The sequence below is a fragment of the Sinorhizobium sp. NG07B genome (assembly GCF_002532005.1).
GTDB lineage: Bacteria > Pseudomonadota > Alphaproteobacteria > Rhizobiales > Rhizobiaceae > Sinorhizobium > Sinorhizobium fredii_C.
Genome location: NZ_NWTD01000006.1, coordinates 124,680 through 147,465, shown reverse-complemented (window position 1 = coordinate 147,465; position 22,786 = coordinate 124,680). Strand labels below are relative to the sequence as shown.

The 22,786-nt window shown below is 63.5% G+C and carries 21 protein-coding genes and 1 pseudogene; 16 read left to right on the top strand and 6 right to left on the bottom strand.

Features of this window, described 5'->3' with window-relative positions:
• Window positions 1–29 precede the first annotated feature (29 nt).
• Both CO664_RS20475 and CO664_RS20470 read left to right on the top strand, forming a co-directional pair.
• Window positions 30–869, top strand: coding sequence for an MBL fold metallo-hydrolase (locus CO664_RS20475; RefSeq protein WP_097539745.1), 840 nt, complete (start codon window positions 30–32; stop codon window positions 867–869).
• 126 nt (window positions 870–995) lie between these two features.
• A complete protein-coding gene (locus tag CO664_RS20470) occupies window positions 996–1,742 on the top strand; it encodes a YebC/PmpR family DNA-binding transcriptional regulator (protein ID WP_037420167.1) in 747 nt (248 codons plus the stop codon).
• 242 nt (window positions 1,743–1,984) lie between these two features.
• On the opposite strand, the gene CO664_RS20465 is transcribed toward CO664_RS20470, so the two are convergent.
• Window positions 1,985–2,986: an LLM class flavin-dependent oxidoreductase gene (locus CO664_RS20465; RefSeq protein WP_097539744.1), complete on the bottom strand. Its 1,002-nt coding sequence runs from the start codon at window positions 2,984–2,986 to the stop codon at window positions 1,985–1,987.
• A gap of 169 nt (window positions 2,987–3,155) precedes the next feature.
• Between CO664_RS20465 and ruvC the strand changes: the two genes are divergently transcribed.
• The 5 genes from ruvC to CO664_RS20440 all read left to right on the top strand — a co-directional run bounded on the left by ruvC (window position 3,156) and on the right by CO664_RS20440 (window position 7,708).
• On the top strand, window positions 3,156–3,668 hold the full coding sequence (gene ruvC / locus CO664_RS20460) for a crossover junction endodeoxyribonuclease RuvC (RefSeq protein ID WP_097539743.1): 513 nt from the start codon (window positions 3,156–3,158) through the stop codon (window positions 3,666–3,668).
• A 250-nt stretch (window positions 3,669–3,918) separates the two neighbouring features.
• Window positions 3,919–4,536 carry a Holliday junction branch migration protein RuvA gene (ruvA, locus tag CO664_RS20455; protein ID WP_097526649.1) on the top strand — a complete coding sequence of 206 codons (618 nt, stop codon included), beginning with the start codon at window positions 3,919–3,921 and terminating at the stop codon, window positions 4,534–4,536.
• Window positions 4,537–4,683: 147 nt separating this feature from the next.
• Window positions 4,684–5,724 (top strand): Holliday junction branch migration DNA helicase RuvB, encoded by a 1,041-nt coding sequence (ruvB, locus tag CO664_RS20450; protein ID WP_097526648.1) that lies wholly within the window; start codon window positions 4,684–4,686, stop codon window positions 5,722–5,724.
• Between the two features lies 1 nt (window position 5,725).
• Window positions 5,726–6,628 (top strand): metallophosphoesterase, encoded by a 903-nt coding sequence (locus CO664_RS20445; protein ID WP_097539742.1) that lies wholly within the window; start codon window positions 5,726–5,728, stop codon window positions 6,626–6,628.
• Window positions 6,629–6,808: 180 nt separating this feature from the next.
• Window positions 6,809–7,708 carry a metallophosphoesterase gene (locus CO664_RS20440; RefSeq protein ID WP_037420039.1) on the top strand — a complete coding sequence of 300 codons (900 nt, stop codon included), beginning with the start codon at window positions 6,809–6,811 and terminating at the stop codon, window positions 7,706–7,708.
• 54 nt (window positions 7,709–7,762) lie between these two features.
• Here CO664_RS20440 and CO664_RS20435 read toward each other — a convergent pair whose 3' ends face one another.
• From CO664_RS20435 to CO664_RS20420, 4 genes are read right to left on the bottom strand one after another with little or no spacing between them, the layout of a single operon-like run.
• A complete protein-coding gene (locus CO664_RS20435; RefSeq protein ID WP_097539741.1) occupies window positions 7,763–8,008 on the bottom strand; it encodes a hypothetical protein in 246 nt (81 codons plus the stop codon).
• A gap of 16 nt (window positions 8,009–8,024) precedes the next feature.
• Entirely contained in the window at window positions 8,025–8,915 is an 891-nt protein-coding gene (locus CO664_RS20430; RefSeq protein WP_097539740.1) for an NAD(P)-dependent oxidoreductase, read from the bottom strand.
• Entirely contained in the window at window positions 8,912–9,790 is an 879-nt protein-coding gene (locus CO664_RS20425) for a glycosyltransferase (RefSeq protein WP_097539739.1), read from the bottom strand. Before CO664_RS20425 ends, CO664_RS20430 begins: the two co-directional genes overlap by 4 nt.
• On the bottom strand, window positions 9,787–11,007 hold the full coding sequence (locus CO664_RS20420) for an NAD-dependent epimerase/dehydratase family protein (RefSeq protein ID WP_097539738.1): 1,221 nt from the start codon (window positions 11,005–11,007) through the stop codon (window positions 9,787–9,789). Before CO664_RS20420 ends, CO664_RS20425 begins: the two co-directional genes overlap by 4 nt.
• A 126-nt stretch (window positions 11,008–11,133) precedes the next feature.
• Here CO664_RS20420 and ybgC point away from each other — a divergent pair, with 126 nt between their 5' ends.
• Window positions 11,134–11,598, top strand: coding sequence for a tol-pal system-associated acyl-CoA thioesterase (gene ybgC, locus CO664_RS20415; protein WP_097539737.1), 465 nt, complete (start codon window positions 11,134–11,136; stop codon window positions 11,596–11,598).
• Here ybgC and ligD read toward each other — a convergent pair.
• Window positions 11,595–13,339: pseudogene (gene ligD, locus CO664_RS20410) on the bottom strand (non-homologous end-joining DNA ligase). The gene ybgC and the pseudogene ligD overlap by 4 nt on opposite strands.
• Before the next feature lie 314 nt (window positions 13,340–13,653).
• Here ligD and tolQ point away from each other — a divergent pair.
• From tolQ to ftsH, 8 genes are all read left to right on the top strand, one after another.
• Window positions 13,654–14,373: a protein TolQ gene (gene tolQ / locus CO664_RS20405; RefSeq protein WP_037420024.1), complete on the top strand. Its 720-nt coding sequence runs from the start codon at window positions 13,654–13,656 to the stop codon at window positions 14,371–14,373.
• Window positions 14,374–14,400: 27 nt separating this feature from the next.
• Window positions 14,401–14,853, top strand: coding sequence for a protein TolR (gene tolR / locus CO664_RS20400; RefSeq protein WP_037420021.1), 453 nt, complete (start codon window positions 14,401–14,403; stop codon window positions 14,851–14,853).
• Window positions 14,854–14,862: 9 nt separating this feature from the next.
• The gene (locus CO664_RS20395; RefSeq protein ID WP_097539736.1) at window positions 14,863–15,933 is read left to right on the top strand and encodes a hypothetical protein; all 1,071 of its coding nucleotides are present in this window, start codon (window positions 14,863–14,865) and stop codon (window positions 15,931–15,933) included.
• A gap of 79 nt (window positions 15,934–16,012) precedes the next feature.
• A complete protein-coding gene (gene tolB, locus CO664_RS20390; RefSeq protein WP_086022754.1) occupies window positions 16,013–17,320 on the top strand; it encodes a Tol-Pal system beta propeller repeat protein TolB in 1,308 nt (435 codons plus the stop codon).
• A 259-nt stretch (window positions 17,321–17,579) separates the two neighbouring features.
• Window positions 17,580–18,110 carry a peptidoglycan-associated lipoprotein Pal gene (pal, locus tag CO664_RS20385; RefSeq protein ID WP_037420017.1) on the top strand — a complete coding sequence of 177 codons (531 nt, stop codon included), beginning with the start codon at window positions 17,580–17,582 and terminating at the stop codon, window positions 18,108–18,110.
• Window positions 18,111–18,302: 192 nt separating this feature from the next.
• Window positions 18,303–19,328 (top strand): tol-pal system protein YbgF, encoded by a 1,026-nt coding sequence (ybgF, locus tag CO664_RS20380; RefSeq protein ID WP_097526641.1) that lies wholly within the window; start codon window positions 18,303–18,305, stop codon window positions 19,326–19,328.
• A gap of 10 nt (window positions 19,329–19,338) precedes the next feature.
• Entirely contained in the window at window positions 19,339–20,676 is a 1,338-nt protein-coding gene (gene tilS / locus CO664_RS20375; RefSeq protein ID WP_097526640.1) for a tRNA lysidine(34) synthetase TilS, read from the top strand.
• 98 nt (window positions 20,677–20,774) lie between these two features.
• Window positions 20,775–22,712, top strand: a complete 1,938-nt coding sequence (gene ftsH, locus CO664_RS20370; RefSeq protein ID WP_012709279.1) for an ATP-dependent zinc metalloprotease FtsH — start codon at window positions 20,775–20,777, stop codon at window positions 22,710–22,712.
• Window positions 22,713–22,786: the final 74 nt, after the last annotated feature.

The window sequence follows — 22,786 nt, the reverse complement described above, 5'->3', positions numbered from 1 at the left end:
TCGGCGCTTGATTGCGTGAGAGGTGGAGGATGCTGCTGCGATACCTTGCCTACGCCCTGGTCGCCATCTGGTTCATCCATGCGCTCTGGCCGGAGCCGGCCCATGCTCAGGACGTGTCCGCACCGATCAGCCAGTGCCAGGCGATCGCCGCAGCCACGCCGGCGGCGACCTTCGTCAGCTTCGCAGCACCCGAGGTCGCGCCTGTCGCGGCGGCGGCCGACGGCGAAGTCACCATCACCTATGTCGGCCACTCGACCTTCCTGATCGAAACGCCGGGCGGGATTTCGATCGCCACCGATTACAACGGCTGGTTCCGGACCGCGACGCCGCCCGACGTCGTGACCATGAACAAGGCCCATTCGAGCCACTATACGCTGACGCCGGACCCGGCGATCCGTCACGTGCTGCATGGTTGGGGCGAGGATGGCGAGCCGGCCGACCACGATCTCGTCGTCGGCGATACCTATATCCGCAACGTGACGACCGACATCCGCTCCGGCTTCGAGGGCATGGAGCCGGACGGCAATTCGATCTTTATATTCGAGGTGGCAGGACTCTGCATCGGTCATCTCGGCCACCTCCACCACGAGCTCGACGACAGCCACTACCGGCAGATCGGCCGGCTCGACGTTTTGATGGTGCCCGTCGACGGCGGTCTGACGATGGGGGCGGAAAGCATGAGCCGCGTCACGTCGCGGCTGCGCGCCGCGCTCATCCTGCCGATGCACCGGCGCGGACCGCCGATCGGCGATTTCCTGGCGATGTTCGGCGACGACTATGACAAGAGCTTCGCCACCGGTCCGAGCATCACGGTTTCGCTGCGCACTCTGCCGAGCAAGCCGCTGATCCATGTGCTCCAGGGGGTTTGACGGGCGGAACTGCATTTGCGCGTGAGTCGAATTCCGCGTGCCGGAACGGTGGCCCTGCTGGACGAAAAGCGGCAATGAAACTATAAGGCGCCCGATCCCAACAAATTCATGCATGCAGAGGGCGTCATGGCTGGCCATTCACAGTTCAAGAACATCATGCACCGCAAGGGCCGTCAGGATGCGGTGCGCTCGAAAATGTTTTCCAAGCTCGCGCGCGAAATCACCGTTGCCGCGAAGACCGGCCTGCCCGACCCGGGCATGAACCCGCGCCTCCGGCTCGCCATCCAGAACGCCAAGGCGCAGTCGATGCCGAAGGACAATATCGAGCGCGCCATCAAGAAGGCTGCCGGCGGCGACGCGGAGAACTACGAAGAAGTCCGCTACGAGGGCTATGGCCCGGGCGGCGTCGCCGTCATCGTCGAGGCATTGACCGACAACCGCAACCGCACCGCCTCCAATGTCCGCTCGATCTTCACCAAGGCCGGCGGCGCACTCGGTGAAACCGGTTCGGTGTCCTTCTCCTTCGACCGCGTCGGCGAAATCACCTACCCGCTTTCGGCCGGCGACGCCGACAAGGTGATGGAAGCGGCGATCGAATCGGGCGCCGACGACGTGGCGACGGACGAGGAAGGCCACACGATCATCTGCGGTTTCGAAGATATCGGCGACGTTTCGAAGGCGCTCGAAGGCGTGCTCGGCGAAGCAGAGACCGTCAAGGCGATCTGGAAGGCGCAGAACACAGTGCCGGTCGACGAGGAAAAGGCACAGTCGCTGATGAAGCTCATCGACAACCTCGAGGACGATGACGACGTCCAGAACGTCTATTCGAACTTCGAGGTGTCCGAGGAAGTGCTGGCGAAGCTTTCCGCCTGAGGTCTGTTCGGCGCTGGGCAAGCGGGCGTAATACCCCCCTCTGCCCTGCCGGGCATCTCCCCCGCAAGGGGAGAGATCGGCAAGCGGCGATGTTCCGCTCAATCAATTGCTCGTCACGCGAACCGTGAAAACTGGTCTCTTTGACATTCGCAAACTCAGTGCCAGGCAGCGCTTTGCTTCTGGCCGATCTCCCCCCTTGGGGGAGATGCCCGGCAGGGTAGAGGGGGTGGCACCCTTTGCGGTCAAGCAGCCCGCGCCAAATCCGCTTGCGCCTGTGCGAATAGCTTCAGCGAGTGCAGCCGCTTCTCCATGTCGAAGATCGGCATGGAGACGATCAGCTCGTCGGCCCTGGTGAGATCGACGAAGGACGCGATCTTGCGGCGGATGGTTTCGGGACCGCCGACGACCGCATAGCTCATCGCATGGTCGACGAAGATTTTTTCGTCCGGAGTCCACAGCCCCTCCATCGACCGGACGGGCGGCGGGAAGCGACCACGCGCATTGCGGCGAAGCGCCACGAAGGATTGCTGCATCGAGGTGAAAAGATAGTTGGCCTCCTCGTCCGTGTCGGCCGCAACGCCCATGACGCCGACCATCACCTGCGGCTTGTCGAGCTGCGGCGACGGCGTGAAGCGCTCGCGATAGATCTCGAGCGCGGAGAGCAGCATATTCGGCGCGAAGTGCGATGCGAAGGCGAAGGGAAGGCCGAGCATGCCGGCGAGATGGGCGCTGAAGTGGCTCGAGCCGAGCAGCCAGATCGGCACGTTCGAATCGGCCCCCGGCACGGCGATGATTTTCTGATCTTCGCTGACGGGCCCGAGCAGCGCCTGAAGCTCCACGACATCATTCGGGAAATTGTTCGAGCTTGCTTCCATATTGCGCCGGAGCGCCTGCGCCGTCCGCATGTCGGTGCCGGGCGCACGGCCGAGGCCGAGATCGATACGGCCGGGATAAAGGGCGGCAAGCGTGCCGAATTGCTCGGCAATGACGAGCGGCGAATGGTTGGGGAGCATGATGCCGCCGGAGCCGACGCGGATGCTCTGCGTCGCCGAAGCCACATGCGAGATGACGATCGAAGTGGCGGCGCTGGCAATTCCCTTCATGCCGTGATGCTCGGCCAGCCAGAAGCGCCTGTAGCCATTCTCCTCCGCTGCGATCGCCAGCCGGCGCGAGTTTTCCAGCGACTGGGCGACGCTGCCGCCTTCGGTAATCGGCGACAGGTCGAGAACGGAAAAGGGCAGCATGGCAAACGCTTTCAATTAAGAGAAATTGATCGATCGCAATGTAGGTTCAAGCTTCTTTGCGCCAAGGCCCCGCCTGCGTTTTTCCTTCGGCGGATGTCGTTTCTGTGTAATGTTTTTGTTTTGTTCACTTTTTGCTGGCAGCGTCCCGTTGACCGACATAGGGTGAGCCATGCAGACGACGATTCGCATCATCGGCATTGATCCGGGCCTGAGACGCACAGGCTGGGGCATTATCGAGACGCTCGGCAATTCGCTGCGTTTCGTCGCTTCCGGCACGGTGACCTCCGACGGCGAGATGGACCTTGCCTCGCGCCTCTGCCAGTTGCACGACGGGCTTGCCGAGGTGGTGCATGGCTACCAGCCGCACGAGGCGGCGGTGGAACAGACCTTCGTCAACAAGGACGCGACGGCGACGCTGAAGCTCGGCCAGGCGCGCGGCATCGCCATGCTGGTTCCGGCGCGCGCCGGCCTCCGGGTCGCCGAATATGCACCGAATGCGGTGAAGAAGGCGGTAATCGGCGTCGGCCATGGGGAGAAGCAGCAGATCCATATGATGTTGAAGGTGCTGATGCCCAAGGCCGAGTTCAAGGGCAACGACGCCGCCGACGCGCTTGCCATCGCCATCTGCCATGCGCACAACAGGCAGGCGATCACCAGCCGCCTTGCGGCGCTTGCTGGGTAGGGCAGGCAATGGCGGCTAAGCCCATCCCCCTCTGGCCTGCCGGCCATCTCCCCCACAAGGGGGGAGAATATGTGCCGCTGGCCACTGGTTCCTACCGAAAGGTTTCAGCAAGTGGAACGCTGCCGTGGAGGCACGGATCGTGCCACTCCTTTTCTCCCCCCTTGTGGGGAAGATGGCCGGCAGGCCAGAGGGGGTGCGCGGAACGCAAGCCTCAAAGGGACGTACAGGGACCCAGAAAGACGGAAGCCAGATGATAGGCAAGCTCAAAGGCACCATCGACGAAATCGGCGAGGACTATGTCGTCCTCGACGTTCAGGGGGTCGGATATGTGGCCTATTGTTCGGCCCGCACGCTCGCCAGGCTCGGCTCGGCCGGTGAGGCTGCGGTGCTTTTCATCGAGACCTATGTGCGCGAAGACCAGTTGAAGCTTTTCGGCTTTCTGTCGGTCCTCGAGCGCGAATGGTTCCGCCTGCTGCAGACCGTCCAGGGAGTGGGCTCGAAGGTGGCGCTGGCGCTGCTTTCGACGCTGACACCCGGCGAACTCGCCAACGCCATCGCGCTGCAGGACAAAACGTCGGTGGCGCGCGCGCCAGGCGTCGGACCGAAGGTGGCGGTGCGCATCGTCACCGAGCTGAAGAACAAGGCTCCGGCCTTTGCCGGCGACATGGCCCCGACGATCGGCCTCAGGCAGGAACTGAGCGAGGGAGTTGCCTCTGCTCCCGTCGCCGATGCGGTGTCGGCGCTCACCAATCTCGGCTATTCACGCGACCAGGCGGCGAACGCGGTCGCCGCGGCCTTGAAGAATGGCGGCGAGGGGGGTGACAGCGCCAAGCTGATCCGCCTGGGATTGAAGGAGCTGGCGCGCTGAGGCGGGAAGCCTTTCTGCAGCCACAATGGAATAGGAGTGAGGGTGTGCGCGATCGCACTGGATTGACTGCCGCCCGCGCACTAAGGTTGGGACACGCGGGGGCGAAATCGAGCGGCCGCGCGATCCATCCCGCAACGGAAGTTTGAGATGACTGAAGCCGCACGCCTGATTGCGCCGGAAAAGCGGGGCGAGGACCTCGATGCGACGCTGCGCCCGCAGTCGCTCGACGAGTTTACCGGCCAGGCGGAAGCGCGCGCCAATCTGAAGATCTTCATCGAGGCGGCCCGCAACCGCGGCGAGGCGCTCGATCACGTTCTCTTCGTCGGCCCGCCCGGTCTCGGCAAGACGACGCTCGCGCAGATCATGGCGAAGGAACTCGGCGTCAATTTCCGCTCGACCTCCGGCCCGGTCATCGCCAAGGCCGGCGATCTCGCGGCGCTGCTCACCAATCTCGAAGAGCGCGACGTGCTGTTCATCGACGAAATCCACCGGTTGAACCCGGCGGTCGAGGAAATCCTCTATCCGGCCATGGAGGATTTCCAGCTCGACCTGATCATCGGCGAAGGGCCGGCGGCGCGCTCGGTGAAGATCGATCTTGCCAAGTTCACGCTGGTGGCGGCGACGACGCGCCTCGGTCTCTTGACAACGCCGTTGCGCGACCGCTTCGGCATCCCGGTGCGGCTCAATTTCTACACGGTCGAGGAACTGGAACTGATCGTCCGTCGCGGCGCGCGGCTGATGGGCCTCGGCATGACCGATGAGGGCGCGCGCGAAATCGCCCGCCGGGCGCGCGGCACGCCGCGCATCGCCGGCCGGCTGCTGCGCCGGGTGCGCGACTTCGCCGAGGTGGCGCGGGTCGAGGCCGTGACGCGGGAGCTTGCCGACGAGGCGCTGACGCGGTTGCTGGTCGACAATATGGGACTTGATCAGCTCGATCGCCGTTACCTGACGATGATCGCCCATAATTTCGGCGGCGGCCCCGTTGGCATCGATACGATCGCGGCCGGCCTATCGGAGCCGCGTGATGCGATCGAGGATATAATCGAACCCTATCTGATCCAGCAGGGTTTCATCCAGCGCACGCCGCGCGGCCGCGTGCTGACGGCGAACGCCTGGAAGCATTTGGGGCTCAATCCGCCGAAGGATGTCGAGGCGGCCCAATTTCGTCTGACACTCGAGGAGGATTGAGATGATCACCCGCCGCGACTTCATGAAAGTTCTCGGCGGCGGTTTCGCCAGCGCCATGGCAATCGGCGGCTATGCCTTTGCCTTCGAGCCGCTGGCGCGGCTGAACGTGACCCGCTACGAGCTGACGCCGCCCGGCTGGACGCCGGGCTTGAAGCTGCGTGTCATCGCGCTCGCCGACATCCATGCCTGCGAGCCCTGGATGTCGGCGCGGCGGATTACTTCCATATGCGAGCGCGCCAATGCGCTTGGCGGCGATATCATCGTTCTTCTTGGAGACTATGCGTCCGGCATGAATCTCGTCACCCGCTATGTCCATTCGAGCGAGTGGTCGAAAGCGTTGTCGACGCTTCAAGCTACGCTCGGCGTCCACGCGATCATGGGCAATCATGATTGGTGGGAGGACAGGAACGCCCAGAGGAACGGCGGCGGCGAAACCTTCGGACATCGCGCCCTGGCCGAGGTCGGCATCCCGGTCTACAGCAACCGCGCCCTCCGGCTGGAGAAAGATGGTTTCGGCTTCTGGATCGCCGGGCTCGAGGACCAGCTTGCGCTTCTGCCGGGCAAGAAATGGAAGCGCAGCACAATGGGCGGGCTCGACGATCTCGCCGGGACGCTGGCGCAGGTGACTGACGAGGCGCCAGTCATCCTGCTTGCGCATGAGCCCGACATCTTCCCGACGGTACCGCCGCGGGTTTCTTTGACCCTTTCGGGACATACCCATGGCGGGCAGGTGCGGTTTATCGGCCACTCCCCGGTCGTGCCTTCCCGCTTCGGCGATCGCTACGCCTATGGCCATATCGTCGAGGAGGAGCGCAATCTGATCGTTTCGGGCGGACTTGGTTGCTCGATCGCGCCTGTTCGTTTCGGCGTACCGCCGGAGATCGTCGTCGCCGACCTGGGCTGAGGGGGCCCGACCGCATGGCTTAGGCGCGCGGCCGAATGGTGTATTTCGGTGGCGCCGCGTGCTCGCTATGATTCAGCAAGGATAGAGCCGGCGGCGACGATGGGCGAACTTTCCTTTGCCTGGGCCGCCTCCATGAAGGCGGCCGGACGTTTGAAGTCCATCTGAAGGAGGGAAAAGTGCATGCTGGCGCGGCGTGGATTCCTCAAGCTCCTGGGCGGACTGGTGATGGCGGGATTTGGGACGACCGCCTATGCCATCGGCATCGAACCGTTGCAGCGGCCGCTTGTCACGTCCTATGCCGTGAAGCCTGCCAACTGGCCGACAGGGCTAAAGCTCAGGATCGTCGTTCTGGCGGACATCCATGCCTGCGAACCGTGGATGCCGGTACGCCGGATTGCCAGCATCTGCGATCAAGCCAGTGCGCTTGGTGGCGATATCATCCTCCTACTCGGCGATTACATGAGCAGTCTGCGTCTGACCGGTTTCGTCGAACCAGCCCGTTGGGCCGAGGCATTGGCGCGACTGAAGGCGCCGCTCGGGGTCCACGCGATCATAGGCAATCACGACTGGCTCAACGATCCGGTGGCCAGCCTAGCCGGGCACGGTCCGACTCTGGCGCACACGGCGCTCGCCGGCGTCGGTATCCCCGTCTACGACAATCGCGCGCTACGCCTCGAAAAGGACGGGCATCCCTTCTGGCTTGCCGGTCTGTCGGATCAGCTCGAGCCCTCCTATCCGGCGTCGGACGGTGCCGGTATGATCGACGGGCTCGATGACCTGCCCGGCACTCTGGCGGGCATTGACGGTGGCGATCCGATCATTCTGATGGCGCACGAACCCGATATCTTCGTCGACGTGCCCCGGTGCGTATCGCTGACGCTCGCCGGCCATACCCATGGCGGGCAGGTGAGGTTTTTGGGTTATGCGCCGCTCGTTCCGTCGCGATACGGCAACCGCTACGCTTATGGGCATATCATCGAGGACGATCGCCATATGATCGTCTCAGGCGGATTAGGTCTTTCGAATTTGCCGGTGCGGATCGGATCGCCGCCGGAGGTCGTTGCCATCGACATAGGCTAGGGCATCGGCCCGAAAACCGGACCAGATTTTCGGAAAGCTCGTAGATTCAAAGGGTTACAGCGACCTTTGCGGGTCTGAAAAGACGCGCGGCGCTGTAGCGCCATCAGGAAGGTGTCGGTCTGCCATCCCCGGCCCGGTTACGGTTGCGAGTGAGCGCAGCGTCTCCAGCATCGTGGGAAGCGGCTGTTTCCGCTGCGCCTCTTCGGTGCCGGTATTGACGAGGGACTGATAGATGAGGACGATGCCGGGGGTGAACGACCGCTTGCAGATGCCGCGCGTCAGGCATCGTGTGGCTCCCACCCTGGCGTTTCCAGCGTCAGGCGAGCAGACTTCTGACCGTTGCCTGCAATCGCTCCCGTCCGCCCGGCTGCCAGCCAAGGGCCCGGATCTTCTCGGTATTCATGCTATTGAATGCCGCCAGCGCGGCCGGGCCCGGAAGGGGGTGAGGACACCCGATGATATTCTGAACCATTGCCAGGATGCCACGATTGTCGATGAGGACATCGGAGACGTTCAACACGCCGCCCTGCAGGCGATCCAGTGGTGTTTGGAGGGCAAGGCGCACGGCAGCGGCCACATCCTCACCATGCACTTCCGTGCCGGCACGTGGCGCGATGACGCGGCCCGAGAGATAGTCATCGAAAAGCGGCTGCCATTTGTGAGCAGCGCCTTCGTCGGGTACGCCGTAGACGCCGGTCACACGCAGGCTCACAGTCTTGAATGCGGCTGTGCCCAGTGCGTCGAGTTCGTTTTCGGCTTCCAGCTTGAGCGCGCCATAGAGGCTATCGGAATTGCAGGGCGTATCTTCAAAGAGGTCTGCTCCCGGCGGCTGCTCGCCATAGACGGCCCGGCTCGACAGGAAGACGCAACGCTTCACCCCCTCATTGCGAGCCGTCTGAAACAGTCGGACGGAGCCATCGAGATTGCTGCGGCGAAAACCCTCGGGATCATTGCCTTCACCGCCACGATAGCGACCGGCGACATGCTGGAAGGCGGCATGGACGAAATGGTCGATGTGGCGGAAGGCGCCGCCCTGGTCGATATCCGGGGCGAGCGCGAGCGGGACGAAGGCGACAGGCTTCGAAAACAGGGCGCTTGCGGGTGGCGTGCGGCCGCCGACGACCACTTCATATCCGCTCGCTATCAGGTGCTCGACGATGAAGCGGCCGACGAAGCCGGTGCCGCCGGAGACGAGGACGCGGGTCATGGCAGCGTGGAGCCGGTTTGCGGCGGGCTCGGCAGAGTGGCTAGGTGAGGAACATTCTCGCCCGTCAGGTAGGCATGCCAGAGGTCGATCAGCGGCCGCAGCACGTCCGCACGCGGATGGTCCTTCTCCCACGGCTTCTCGTACTGGTAGTGCAGTACGCCGATCGAGCGCCAGTCCCACAGGTCCGGCAGGTTGAACCAGACATATTGCAGCATGTTCATCGTCACCGGCAGGCCGTGCCAGTCGGGAAAGAAGCTCTGCAGGAAGGTCTGGTCGGTGCGCGGCCAGAAAGCACCCGGCGCGTCGAGTGCCGCCAGCATGTTCTCGAAGGTCTCGAGCGACGGCTTTGCGACGAAAACGCCTGAATTCAACCGGTGAAAATCGGCAAGGCTCTCATAGACGTTCGGCGCGGCGGAAAACTCCGGATAGAGGAAGAGCTTGTCGATATTGCTCAGCACGAGCGCGTCGGCATCGATGAAGACGCAGCGCTGATATTCGACCAGCTGCCAGAGGCGAAGCTTACAGAAGTTGTCGAGCGGTGAGTGGAAGTCGGGCTTGCGCCCCTTGGTGAAGGGGGCAAGCTCGTGGACGTTGCGGCGCTGATGCCGGGCGTTGAATTCGTCCGAGAGAGGCAGCAGCTCCGTTTCGATCAGTCGGCAGTCGAATTCCGTCAACGGCTCAAGTGCGGCGGGCTCCACCCCGCCGGTGTATAGCACGACGATATCCGCCGGCGTTCGCGTCAGCCGGATCGACCGCAACAGGGCCCGCGCGCCGAGCGCATAATCGGCATTGGTGACCAGCGTCACGAAAGCATCCTGGGCGGCGGCCGGGGAACAGGGGAGGCCTCCCTCCGGATGAGGCGTCGCGGGGTTCATGAGACGGATTTCAGCCGCTTGCCTTCGGGATCATGGTTGATCAACGGGGCGATGTCCTTCGTCCAAGCGGAGATGGCCGGCACGCGCGAACGGTCGACGCGGTAGGCGAATTTCTTCGCCACGTCGACGATCTCCGAAAGCAGCCCGTCCTGGAGGCGGATCGGGTCGAGCCCGAGGGCCAGGAACTTCTCGTTGTGCACGACGAGATCGTTTTCGGCCGCTTCCTTGCGCGGATTGGGCAGCCAGGCGATCTCCGAACCGGTCATCCTGGCAACCATCTCGGCGAGATCACGGACCCGGTGGGTTTCGGTCATCTGGTTGAAGATTTCGACTCGGCTGCCGCGCGCGGGCGGGCTGTTGAGCGCAAGCTCGATGCAGCGCACCGAGTCCTGGATATGAATGAAGGCGCGGGTCTGGCCCCCCGTGCCGTGAACCGTCAGCGGGTAGCCGATCGCCGCCTGGATCAGGAAGCGGTTGAGCACCGTGCCGTAGTCGCCGTCATAGTCGAAGCGGTTGATGAGCTGCGGATGCCGGCGCGTCTGTTCCGTATGGGTGCCCCAGACGATGCCCTGGTGCAGGTCGGTGATTCTGAGCCCGTCGTTCTTCGCATAGAACTGGAAGAGCAACTGATCGAGACACTTGGTCATGTGGTAGATCGAGCCCGGATTGGACGGGTAGAGGATCTCCTGACTGACCGTTTCGCCGCCCATCGTCTCAATCCCGACCGGCAGATAGCCTTCTGGGATCGCCGCGCCGATCGTCGAATAGCCGTAGACGCCCATGGTGCCGAGATGGACGAGATGGGCGTCGAGGTCGAGCTCGACCAGCGCATTCAGGAGGTTATGGGTGGCGTTGACGTTGTTGTTGACGGTGTAGTTCTTGTGGCGGTCGCTCTTCATCGAATAGGGCGCGGCGCGCTGCTCGGCGAAATGCACGATCGCATCGGGACGATGTTCGGCAAGCCACTTCTTCAGGAGTTCGTAGTCGCGGGCAAGGTCGATCAGGTTGAAATGGATGCGCCGGCCGGTCTCCGCATGCCAGATGCGGGTGCGCTCCTGGATGGAGTCCATCGGGGTCAGGGATTGCACGCCGAGCTCGGTATCGATCCAGCGGCGGGAGAGGTTGTCGAGAATGTGAATGTCATGGCCCGCATCGGACAAATGCAATGCGGTGGGCCAGCCGACAAAACCGTCGCCGCCGAGGATTGCGATCTTCATGCACGATTCTCCTGATCGGGAGGGACACGGTGACCTGTTAGGATAGGATTGTGACAAAGCTGCAATGCTTGCAAATGTCTTTTTGTTCCTGCACAGGAAAAGCGAAAGATCCTCCCGGAGAATGCCATGTCACTGATTTCGCTTGCCGGCGAGTTGACCGAGACCGGCCACAGTTTGATCCAGCGCGTCTATTACGAGGACACCGATTTCTCCGGCGTCGTCTACCATGCCCGCTACCTGCATTTCATGGAGCGCGCGCGAACCGACTATCTGCGGCTGCTGGGCGTGGAACAGGCTTCGCTCGCCATCGAGGGGGATGCGGAAGGTCTCGTTTTCGTCGTTCACCGCATGGAGATCGACTTCAAGTCGCCGGCCCGGATGGACGACATCCTGACGATCGAGACCAGCACCGAGAAAGCCGGCGGCGCGAAAATGGTGCTGCAGCAGGAGATTCGCCGCGCCAGCGTGCTGTTGATCGCCGCCAAGGTGATCATCGCGGTGATCAATGGACAGGGCCGGCCAAGGCGTCTGCCGGAGGCGCTGGCGACGAAGTTCCTGGCGGCGCAAAGAGCGCCCGCGCAACCAGGCTAGCCGACCGCCGAATCCAGTACCTTCTTCGTCAGCGACTGCTTTGTCTTGGCGATCTCCGGCCAGGGATCGGTGCCCGTCTCGATGCGCCCCAGGATGTCGGCAATGTGAAAGCCGTTGGCGGCGTCAAGCCTCTCGAGCTCGTCCCAGCCGACCGGCGTAGCGACGGGCCCACCGGCGCGGGCACGCGTGGAATAGGGGGCGATCGCGGTGGCGCCGCGGTCGTTCCTCAGCCAGTCGATGAAGATCCGACCCTTGCGCTTCGCCTTCGACATGGTGGCGACGAAATGCTCCGGGTCGCGCTCGGCGAAAGATTGCGCAACCCGCTTGGCGAAGGCTTTTGCCTCTTCCCATTCTGCTTGCGGTCGAAGCGGCACGATGACATGGACGCCCTTGCCGCCGGTCACCATGGCGACGGTCTGGAGGCCGATACCGGCAAGTTCGTCGCGCAGCGTGGCGGCGGCCGCCTTAACCGTGGCGAAGTCGACGCTCGGATCGGGGTCGAGGTCGAAGACCAGGCGATCGGGTTTTTCCAGGCGGCCGATCGTCGCCCCCCAGATGTGAAACTCGAGCGTGCCCATCTGCACGGCCGCGACAAGGCCCTTGGCGTCGTGGACATACATGTAGTTCTCGGTGTCGCCGGACGATTCTTCGATCGGCACCTCGCGGATCGCCTCCGGGAAACCGTCGCTGGCGTGCTTCTGGTAGAAGCAGTGCCGCTCACCGCCCTGCGGGCAGCGCACCAGCGAAAGGGGATGATCGGCTGCGAAGGGCAGCATCCGCTCCGCGACCACGGCATAGTAGCGGGCAAGGTCGATCTTGGTGATGCCCTGGCCTTCGAAGAGGATGCGCTCGGGGTGCGAGATCCGGACGCCGAGGACGTCGGCGTCGCCATTGCTGGACGACGCCTTGCTCTTCGTGGCAGCGGGTTTGCCCTTCCCCGTTTTCGGCGCGGCGTCTGTCGGTTTCACTGCTTCCAGTTTCATGGCCTCGACCTCCGTGTCCCTCGCAGAATCCATCGAACAAATGCGGCGAAATCCACCTCCGCCACCAGCCGGCTTCAGCGCTTGAGAGCTTCGTCCTTATCGGCAATCGCGCCTGCCTTTAGGTTGGCGGCGGTGCTCCTGTTGGAATGCCAGACGCGCGCCCGTTTCTCGCCCTTGCCTCGAGCGATCTCGTCCATTGTGCGGCCGGTGACCACGCTAGTAAGATTCTCCTGGATCAGGCTCTCGCCGTCCTCAGAGGCGATCTCGTCGGTTTCCTTGACGAGCAGCCAGTTTTCCCGCTTGTCGCCGTCGCGCTTCCGCATGCGCACGAGCGCCCAGCCACCTTTCATCCGGCTGCCGTGCAATTTGAAGGAAAGCTTGCCCCTCCTCAGAGCCTTCGTCGGGTCGTCTTCCGGCTCCCACCAGCCTGTGTCCCAGAGCATCACCGTGCCGCCGCCATATTCTCCTTCCGGTATCGTGCCCTCGAAGTCTCCATAGGCGAGGGGGTGATCCTCGGTGCGCACGGCAAGGCGCTTGTCTCCCGGGTTGAGACTGGGGCCGCGCGTGACCGCCCAGCTCTTCAGCACGCCCTCCCATTCGAGGCGAAAGTCGTAGTGCAGGCGTGTGGCGTCGTGCTTCTGGACCAGGAAGCGCTTCCGGTCACCGCTGGTCCGCGCGACCTTGCCCTTGGGCTCGCGTGTCTTGGTGAAGTCGCGGCGCCGGTTGTATTCGGAGAGCGGTTCGTTTCGAGCGGCCATGGGTGATCCCAAACCGATTCCGGTTCGGCTCCGAAACGTGCAAGAGCCGGCGAAGTTCCTTGCCGTGCCGCCGGCAAGCATCGCTTCGGTAACACTCCCTTAACGATAATAGTGTCTTTATCTGTGTATCAGAATTTGTGCAGTGCACGTCATCCTTTGACCAAAATTGACGGCAAGAAGGCAAGCTGAAGCGAGTATATCGCAATCGCCGCGAATGGCAGCGATGCCGGGGCATTTTGCAGCAGGACGTTTGGGCGACCCGGTCATGAGCATGCGTTGCTCTGCCGGGTGTTTGGATTCGGGGACTGAGATCGATGGAACAGGTTGGATTGGCCGCGACGAGCGATGTGACCCTCTGGTCGCTGTTCATGCAAGCAGGCTTGGTGGTCAAGCTGGTCATGCTGGGGCTGATTGCAGCTTCGGTCTGGACTTGGGCGATCGTCGTCGACAAGTCGCTGAACTACGGGCGCGTTCGCCGCCAGCTGGACAATTTCGAGCAGGTCTTCTGGTCCGGCCAGTCGCTCGAGGAGCTCTATCGTACGCTCTCCGATCGGCAGACGACCGGCATGGGCGCGATCTTCGTCTCGGCGATGCGCGAGTGGAAGAAGAGCTTCGAACGCGGCGCCCGCTCGCCGATCGGCCTGCAGATGCGCATCGACCGCGCCATGGATGTGACGCTCGCCCGCGAATCCGAAACGCTCGAGGCGCGGCTCGGTTCGCTCGCGACGATCGGTTCGGCGGCTCCGTTCATCGGCCTCTTCGGCACCGTCGTCGGTATCATGACCTCGTTCCAGGCGATCGCCGGCTCGAAGTCGACCAACCTCGCCGTCGTTGCGCCGGGTATCGCCGAGGCGCTGCTGGCGACAGCCATCGGCCTGCTCGCCGCTATTCCCGCCGTCATCGCCTATAACAAGTTCACTGCCGACGCCGGCAAGCTGACCGCCCGCATGGAAGCCTTCGCCGACGAGTTCTCCGCCATCCTGTCGCGGCAGATCGACGAGAAGCTGCAACCTTCGCGCCAGGCCGCGCAATAACGACCTTCGGGCACGGAGACGACGCTGATGGGTATGGCAGTAGGCGGAGCCAAGGGGTCGGGCGGCGGGCGCCGTCGGCGCAGAGGCAGGAACGGCACGATCAGCGAAATCAACGTGACGCCGCTGGTCGACGTCATGCTGGTGCTGTTGATCATCTTCATGGTGGCGGCGCCGATGATGACGGTGGGCGTGCCGATCGACCTGCCGGAAACGCAGGCGAAGGCGATGAATGCCGACACCCAGCCGATCACCGTCTCGGTCAATCCGGCCGGCGAGATCTTCCTGCAGGAGACGCCGATCGGCATCGACGAAGTCGTTCCGAAGCTCGAGGCGATCGCCACGACCGGCTACAACGAGCGCATCTATGTGCGCGGCGACACCAATGCCGACTACGGCACGGTGATGAAGGTCATGGCGCGCATCTCGGCGGCCGGCTTCAAGAATCTCGGGCTCGTAACGCTTCAAGAACAGGAAAAGTGATCCCCGGAGATGAAGGGCGGTCTTGCTACATCTGCTGTCCTCCACGCTCTGGTTCTGACCTGGGCGCTGGTGTCGCTTGGCAGCCCGGCCGAATTCGAGGTCGCGGATGTCGAGGCGCTGCCGGTCGACATCGTGCCGATCACCGACATGACCCAGATCCAGCAGGGCGACAAGAAGGCGCCGGCCAAGGAAAAGGCTTCGCCCGTCCCAACCAAGAAGCCGACACCGGTCGAGAACGCCGAGAATATCGGCGACAACGACGTCGACCTGAAGACGCCGCCGAAACCTGAAAGCAAGCCCGTCGAGAACGAATCTGCCGCCGCCCCCGAAAAGATCGAGAAGGCGCCGCCGACACCCGATCCGGTGAAGGAGGAAATCCAGAAGGTCGAGGAGCCCAAGCCGGCTTCGGAGCCGGCGACCGAAGTTGCCGCACTCCCGGAACCGAAACAGGAAGTGAAGCCGGAGACCAAACCGGAGCCGGCGCCCGCCGAGGAACAGCCGGCCGAAAATCCGGAGGCCGAGGCTTTGCCTGACAAGGTGCCGACGCCCCAGGTCAAGCCGAAGGTGGAAAAGCCGGCCCAGACGGCAAAAACCCCGGAACGCAAGAAGGAAGAGACCAAGAAGGAGCAGAAGAAGGCGTCCTCCCAGAAGGAGAGCGACTTCAACGCCGACGAGATCGCGGCGCTGCTCAACAAACAGGAGTCTTCCGGCGGCGGCGCCAAGCGCTCGACCGAAGAAGCGGCGCTCGGCGGCAAGAAGACAACCAGCGGCAACACGCTTTCGCAGAGTGAAATGGACGCACTGCGCGGCCAGATCCAGAACAATTGGTCGATTATTCCCGGCATGGCCGATGCGGCGGACGTGCGCATCAAGGTGACCTTCCAGCTCGATCAGAACGGTGAGTTGATCGGCGAGCCGGAAGTCGAAGCGACCGGCGGCTCGGAAGCGGCACGCCGGGCGCTTGCCAGCGGTGCGCGACGCGCCGTTCTTAAATCAGCTCCTTTCACAGGGCTGCCCCCAGACAAGTACGATTCGTGGAGCGAGGTGGTCGTCAACTTCGACCCAAGCTCAATGCTCTAGACAGGTTGGGCGCGATGTGAGCGGAAGCCGCGCACAGTTTTCCTCGCCCGCCCAGAAGGATGAAAGGCTGAAAGGCTTTATGGAAATGCTGAGACGCAATCTTCTCCGTCTTTTCACGTTGATGTTCGCAGGCGCGCTTTTTGCTGCGCCGGCAAACGCGGTCGTGGAGATCGACATCAACAAGGGCAACGTCGAGCCGCTGCCGATCGCGATCACCGATTTCCTGCAGGGCGAACTCGCCCAGAAGATTTCCGATGTCGTCGCCGCCGACCTGAAACGCTCCGGGCTTTTTGCACCGATCGACAAGGGTGCCTTCATCGAGAAGATCGCCAACCCCGATGCGGCACCGCGCTTCGAGGACTGGAAGGTGATCAATGCGCAGGCGCTGGTCATCGGCCGCGTGACCCAGGAAGGCGACGGCCGGCTGAAGGCGGAGTTCCGTCTCTGGGACACCTTTGCCGGGCAGCAGATGCTCGGCCAGCAGTTCTACACCCAGCCGGAAAACTGGCGACGCGTCGCTCATATCATCGCCGATGCGATCTATGAGCGGATCACCGGCGAGAAGGGCTATTTCGACACGCGCATCGTCTATGTCGCCGAGAGCGGCCCGAAGAATGCCCGCAAGCGGCAGCTGGCGATCATGGACCAGGACGGCTTCAATGCCCGTGCGCTCACCAATTCCAACGACATCGTGCTGACGCCGCGCTTCTCGCCGAACCGCCAGGAAATCACCTACATGTCTTTCGAGAACCAGCAGCCGCGCGTCTATTTGCTGCAGCTCGAAACCGGGCAGCGCGAAGTTGTCGGCAATTTCCCGGGCATGACCTTTGCGCCGCGCTTTTCGCCGGACGGCCAGCGCGTGATCATGAGCCTGCAGCAGGAAGGCAACGCCAACATCTATACAATGGACCTGCGCTCGCGGACGACGACGCGGCTGACCAACACGGCGGCGATCGACACCTCGCCGTCCTATTCGCCGGACGGCAGCCGGATCGTCTTCGAAAGCGACCGCGGCGGCAAGCAGCAGCTCTATGTCATGGGCGCCGACGGCTCCGGCCAGACCCGCATTTCCTTCGGCGACGGTTCCTATTCGACGCCGGTCTGGTCGCCGCGCGGCGATCTGATCGCCTTCACCAAGCAGTCGGGCGGCAAGTTCTCGATCGGCGTGATGAAGCCGGACGGCTCCGGCGAGCGTATTCTCACGACCGGCTTCCACAACGAGGGCCCGACCTGGGCGCCGAACGGCCGCGTGCTGATGTTCTTCCGCCAGAATGCCGGTGCCGGCGGGCCGCAGCTCTATTCGATCGACCTGACCGGCTATAACGAGCAGCTCATCCAGACCCAGGGCTTCGCCTCCGACCCAGCCTGGTCGCCGCTGATGGAATAGATTGGCCGAAAAGGGATGCGAGCGGCTTTCGCCCGCATCCCGCCTCTCGCATCATTCGTCCACAGGTGCGGCGGGTTTCGTCCACAGGCATGGCGGCAATTGTGGCCGATGTGCCGCTTTCTCGCCGCAAAGTGCTGGTCTAGCAGGCGCCCGACGCAGATTCTCGATTTGTTAACCATAACTGTTGAAAAGCAATTAACCGCTTCCGGTTACAGTCTGGCAACCGTGAATTCAGACACTTCTCAAGGAGACCCGGCCCATGAGCCGAATTGACACCCCGGCAGCAAGCCGCATGCAGACCCTCGCCCGCAATCCCGTCATGCTCGCTCTCGTGATGACACTTGCCGTCGCCGGCTGCGCTTCCAAGAAGAACATGCCGAACGATGCCGCCGGCCTCGGCCTTGGCGCAGGCGCTGCGACGCCGGGCTCGCAGCAGGACTTCACCGTCAATGTCGGCGACCGCATCTTCTTCGATACCGATTCTAGCTCGATCCGTGCCGACGCCCAGGCAACGCTCGACCGCCAGGCGCAGTGGCTGGCGAAGTACCCGAACTATGCCATCACCGTCGAGGGCCATGCCGACGAGCGCGGCACCCGCGAATACAACCTGGCGCTCGGCGCCCGCCGCGCCGCTGCGACGCGCGAGTACCTCATCGGCCGCGGCGTTCCCGCGAACCGCATGCGGACGATCTCCTACGGCAAGGAAAAGCCGGTCGCCGTCTGCGACGACATTTCCTGCTGGTCGCAGAACCGCCGCGCCGTCACCGTTCTCGGCGGTGCGGGAAGCTGATAGCCGGCGATTTGAAATGGTTTTTTGAAGGGGCGGCCGCGGGCCGCCTTTTCTTTTTTACCACACTTTGGCCGAACTCCGTTGCTTTTTCACGGCAATTGGAAAACTGTGCGGCACTCGCCCTATGGAATCGTCGGATGTACTGCGGAGCGTGGTCCGGGTGAGAACAATCTATCGAACAGGACAAATGAGATGAAGAAATTTGTCGTGGCAGGGCTGGTTGGTCTTGCGGCCCTTGCGGGTCTCGGCCAAACGGCAAATGCCATGCCGCTCTCGGGGCTCTTGCCCCGCGCGACCCATGCCGCTGCCGCCAGCAAGGGCGACCTGCCGGTGGTGAAGGTGCAATCGACCGACGTCGGCCGGATCGGCCAACTCGAGGAACAGATCCGCTCGCTCAACGGGCGTATCGAGGAAATGAGCTTCCAGCTTCTGCAGATGCAGGAGCAGATCCGGAAGTTCCAGGAGGATAACGAGTTCCGCTTCCAGGATCTGGAAGGCGGCAAGTCCTCTTCAAAGAAAAGCGGCGCACTTGAAACGCCGAAGTCCAGCGATCAGGCGTCCGTCACCCCCGAGGTGACGGATAGCCCGGCGACGACTGCCCCCGCGGACGGCACCGGCATGGCAAGCGCCGATCCGAATGCCGCAGGCGCGGCACCGCCGCCAAGCACGCTCGGCACGATCATCTTCGATGAAAACGGCAATCCGGTCTCGACGACGACGGGTACTGAGCCCGGCGCCAACGCCACGCTTCCGGGCGTGGATAGCGGGATTGCCACTCAAGACGATGGCGGCCTCAACGCCAATCCCGGAAACGAGCAGCAGACCGCTGCCCTCGGCAATCCGGGCGATCTTTATCAATCGGCCTACGGCCATGTCCTCTCCGGCGATTATGGCATGGCGGAGCAGGAGTTCCGCGACTACCTCGCGGCTTTCCCGGAGGGCGACAAGGCGGCCGACGCAAGCTTCTGGATGGGCGAAGCTCAATATTCCCAGGGCAAGTACAACGAGTCCGCGAAGACCTTCCTGAATGCCCATCAGACTTACGGCAAGTCGCCGAAGGCGCCCGAAATGCTGCTCAAGCTCGGCATGTCGCTCGGGGCGCTCGACAACAAGGAAACCGCCTGCGCCACCTTGCGCGAGGTGAACAAGCGTTATCCCAAGGCATCGGCTGCCGTTAAGGCGAAGGTGACGAGCGAACAGAGCCGCTTCGGCTGCTGAGGCCATCCCTATGCCAGAGGCCGTCATCGCTGCGGCAAGACGTTTTCTCAAATCCTTTATCAAGCCAGGGCGGATTCTCGTCGCCATTTCCGGGGGCAGCGATTCCAAGGGGCTGCTCAGTGCGCTTCACGAAGCGCTCGATACTCATGAATTCAACGGGTTCTCACTCGCCGCCTGCACGGTCGATCATGCCTTGAGGCCGGAGTCCGCCGGTGAGGCTGCGGCCGTCGGGGCATTCTGCGCCGGGCTTGGCATTCCCCACCGGATCGGTCATTGGCAGGGCGACAAACCACGCTCGGGCATTCAGGCGGCGGCCCGTCGGAAGCGCTACGACTTGCTGGCCGAAGCGGCAGCCGCTTTCGCTGCCGACTGTATCGTCACCGGCCACACGCGCGATGATCAGAACGAGACGATTGCCATGCGCGCTGCGCGCGACGAGGGTCGGGGCCCCGGCAGCGCCGGAATGGCGGCGGCCATGCTCTTCGGGCGCCGCATTTGGGTGCTGCGACCATTCATTCGGGTGCGCCGTGCCGATATCCGCACCTTCCTGGAGGCGCGCGGCATTGGCTGGCTCGACGATCCGAGCAATGAAAATCCCTTGTTCGAGCGCGCCCGGGTGCGTGCCCGCCTCGCGGTTGCGGAGCATGCGCCGGGCTCTCAGCGGGACGGCCTGCTGCGTGCCGCCTCCTCGGCAAGAGCGGCTGCCTTGCTACTGGAGCATCTGCGCGTTCACGAGGGACTCGTCGCCGAGGTCGCGGCGGCGCAGGCCGGACGGATGGACGATGCCGACTGGCGCCGCGCCTTGATGACCGTCGCAGCGGTGATCGGCGGCCGCGAACATCCGCCGGGGCGGGCAACGGTCGAGCGGCTGTCAGGCTTTCTGCGATCGGGCGAGGTGGGACGGATGACCGCGGGCCGCGTCGTTTTCGACCGGCGCCGAGACGGCCTTTATCTTTATCGCGAGGAACGCGATCTGCCGCTCCTGAGGTTGGGCGCAGGGGAGAGCGGTTCCTGGGACGGCCGGTTCACCATAGCGAGCCTCGGCCCGGCCCTGACGATCAGTGCGGAGGGCGAGGGCGGCATGTGGCGGCAGAGGCTTATTGCCGCAGGACTGCCGGAGGGGATTGCCAAGAGGGCGTCGCTGGTGGCACCTCGCGCCGAGCCAGCGGACAGCGCCGGCTCCGGCGCCGAGACCGCAGCGGCGAGGCTCGAATGCCGGATCGGCCCCTACGACACCTTTTTGCCGGGTTTCGACAGAAGCATGGCAGATACGATCGCGCTGTTGTTCGGGCGCGACAGATATGCCCCGCCGCCGGTTGAAGACGTTTTGACAGAAATGGAAGGGTGACCGGCGGTTTTCCTTGGCAAGGCGATGCCGGGACCCTATGTTAAGGGCATACAGCAGCCCGGCGAAAGCGCGGGCTGTCACAGGTTCCGGGGAGTTCGATGAACCCTAATTTTCGAAATTTTGCCCTCTGGGCAATCATAGCGCTTCTCCTGATCGCGCTGTTCAGCATGTTCCAGCAGCCGACAGAGCGCACGGGCTCGCGTGAAATTCCCTTCTCGCAATTCCTAAAGGACGTCGACGCCAGCCGCGTCAAGGAAGTTGTGATCACCGGCTCCAAGGTGATCGGCAGCTACACCGAAAGCGGTGCGACGTTCCAGACCTATGCCCCCGCCGTCGACACCGCCTTGACCGAGCGGCTCGAGGCGAAGGATGTAACGGTGACGGTGCGTCCGGAAACCGACGGTTCTTCCGGCTTCCTGAGCTATATCGGCACCCTGTTGCCGATGCTTCTGATCCTCGGCGTCTGGCTGTTTTTCATGCGCCAGATGCAAGGCGGCTCGCGCGGCGCTATGGGCTTCGGCAAGTCCAAGGCCAAGCTGCTGACGGAGGCGCATGGCCGCGTGACCTTTGACGACGTCGCCGGCGTCGACGAGGCCAAGCAGGACCTCGAGGAAATCGTCGAATTCCTGCGTGATCCGCAGAAGTTCCAGCGGCTCGGCGGCCGCATCCCGCGCGGCGTGCTGCTGGTCGGCCCGCCCGGTACCGGCAAGACGCTGCTTGCCCGCTCGGTTGCGGGTGAGGCGAACGTGCCCTTCTTCACCATCTCCGGGTCCGACTTCGTCGAAATGTTCGTCGGTGTCGGTGCCTCGCGCGTCCGCGACATGTTCGAGCAGGCGAAGAAGAACGCGCCCTGCATCATCTTCATCGACGAAATCGACGCGGTCGGCCGTCATCGTGGCGCCGGCCTCGGCGGCGGCAATGACGAGCGTGAGCAGACGCTGAACCAGTTGCTCGTCGAGATGGACGGCTTCGAGGCCAATGAAGGCATCATCCTGATCGCCGCGACGAACCGCCCCGACGTGCTGGATCCGGCGCTGTTGCGTCCCGGCCGCTTCGACCGCCAGGTCGTCGTGCCGAACCCGGACATCAACGGCCGCGAGCGAATCCTCAAGGTACATGTCCGCAATGTGCCTCTGGCGCCGAATGTCGACCTCAAGGTTCTGGCGCGCGGTACGCCCGGCTTCTCCGGCGCCGACCTGATGAACCTCGTCAACGAGGCGGCGCTGATGGCGGCGCGGCGCAACAAGCGCCTCGTCACCATGCAGGAGTTCGAGGACGCCAAGGACAAGATCATGATGGGTGCGGAGCGTCGCTCCTCCGCCATGACCGAAGCCGAGAAGAAACTCACCGCCTATCACGAGGCCGGTCACGCGATCGTCGCCCTCAACGTTCCTTCGGCCGATCCGCTGCACAAGGCGACGATCATCCCCCGCGGCCGCGCGCTCGGCATGGTGATGCAACTACCCGAAGGCGACCGCTATTCGATGAGCTACAAGTGGATGATCTCACGCCTTGCCATCATGATGGGCGGGCGCGTCGCCGAGGAACTGACCTTCGGCAAGGAGAACATCACCTCCGGCGCATCGTCCGATATCGAGCAGGCGACGAAGCTTGCGCGGGCAATGGTCACGCAATGGGGCTTCTCCGACCAACTCGGCCAGGTTGCCTATGGCGAAAACCAGCAGGAGGTCTTCCTCGGCCACTCCGTGGCGCAGCAGAAGAACGTCTCCGAAGCGACCGCCCAGAAGATCGACAACGAGATCCGCCGCCTGATCGACGACGCCTATGAAGCGGCGCGCAGCATCCTGACCGAAAAGCACCATGAGTTCGTGGCGCTCGCGGAGGGACTCTTGGAGTACGAGACGCTGACCGGCGACGAGATCAAGGCGCTGATCCGCGGCGAGAAGCCGGCACGCGATCTTGGCGACGACACACCGCCGCATCGTGGGTCGGCGGTGCCGTCGGCCGGCACGAAGAAGGAAGTCGGCAACAAGGGCGAGGAACCCGAAGGCGGCTTCGAGCCGCAGCCGCAGTAATTGAGCCGGCGTCCACGGCCATGCCAATCAAAACCGCCGCTTCCGAAGGGAGCGGCGGTTTTTTGCGGCCTCAT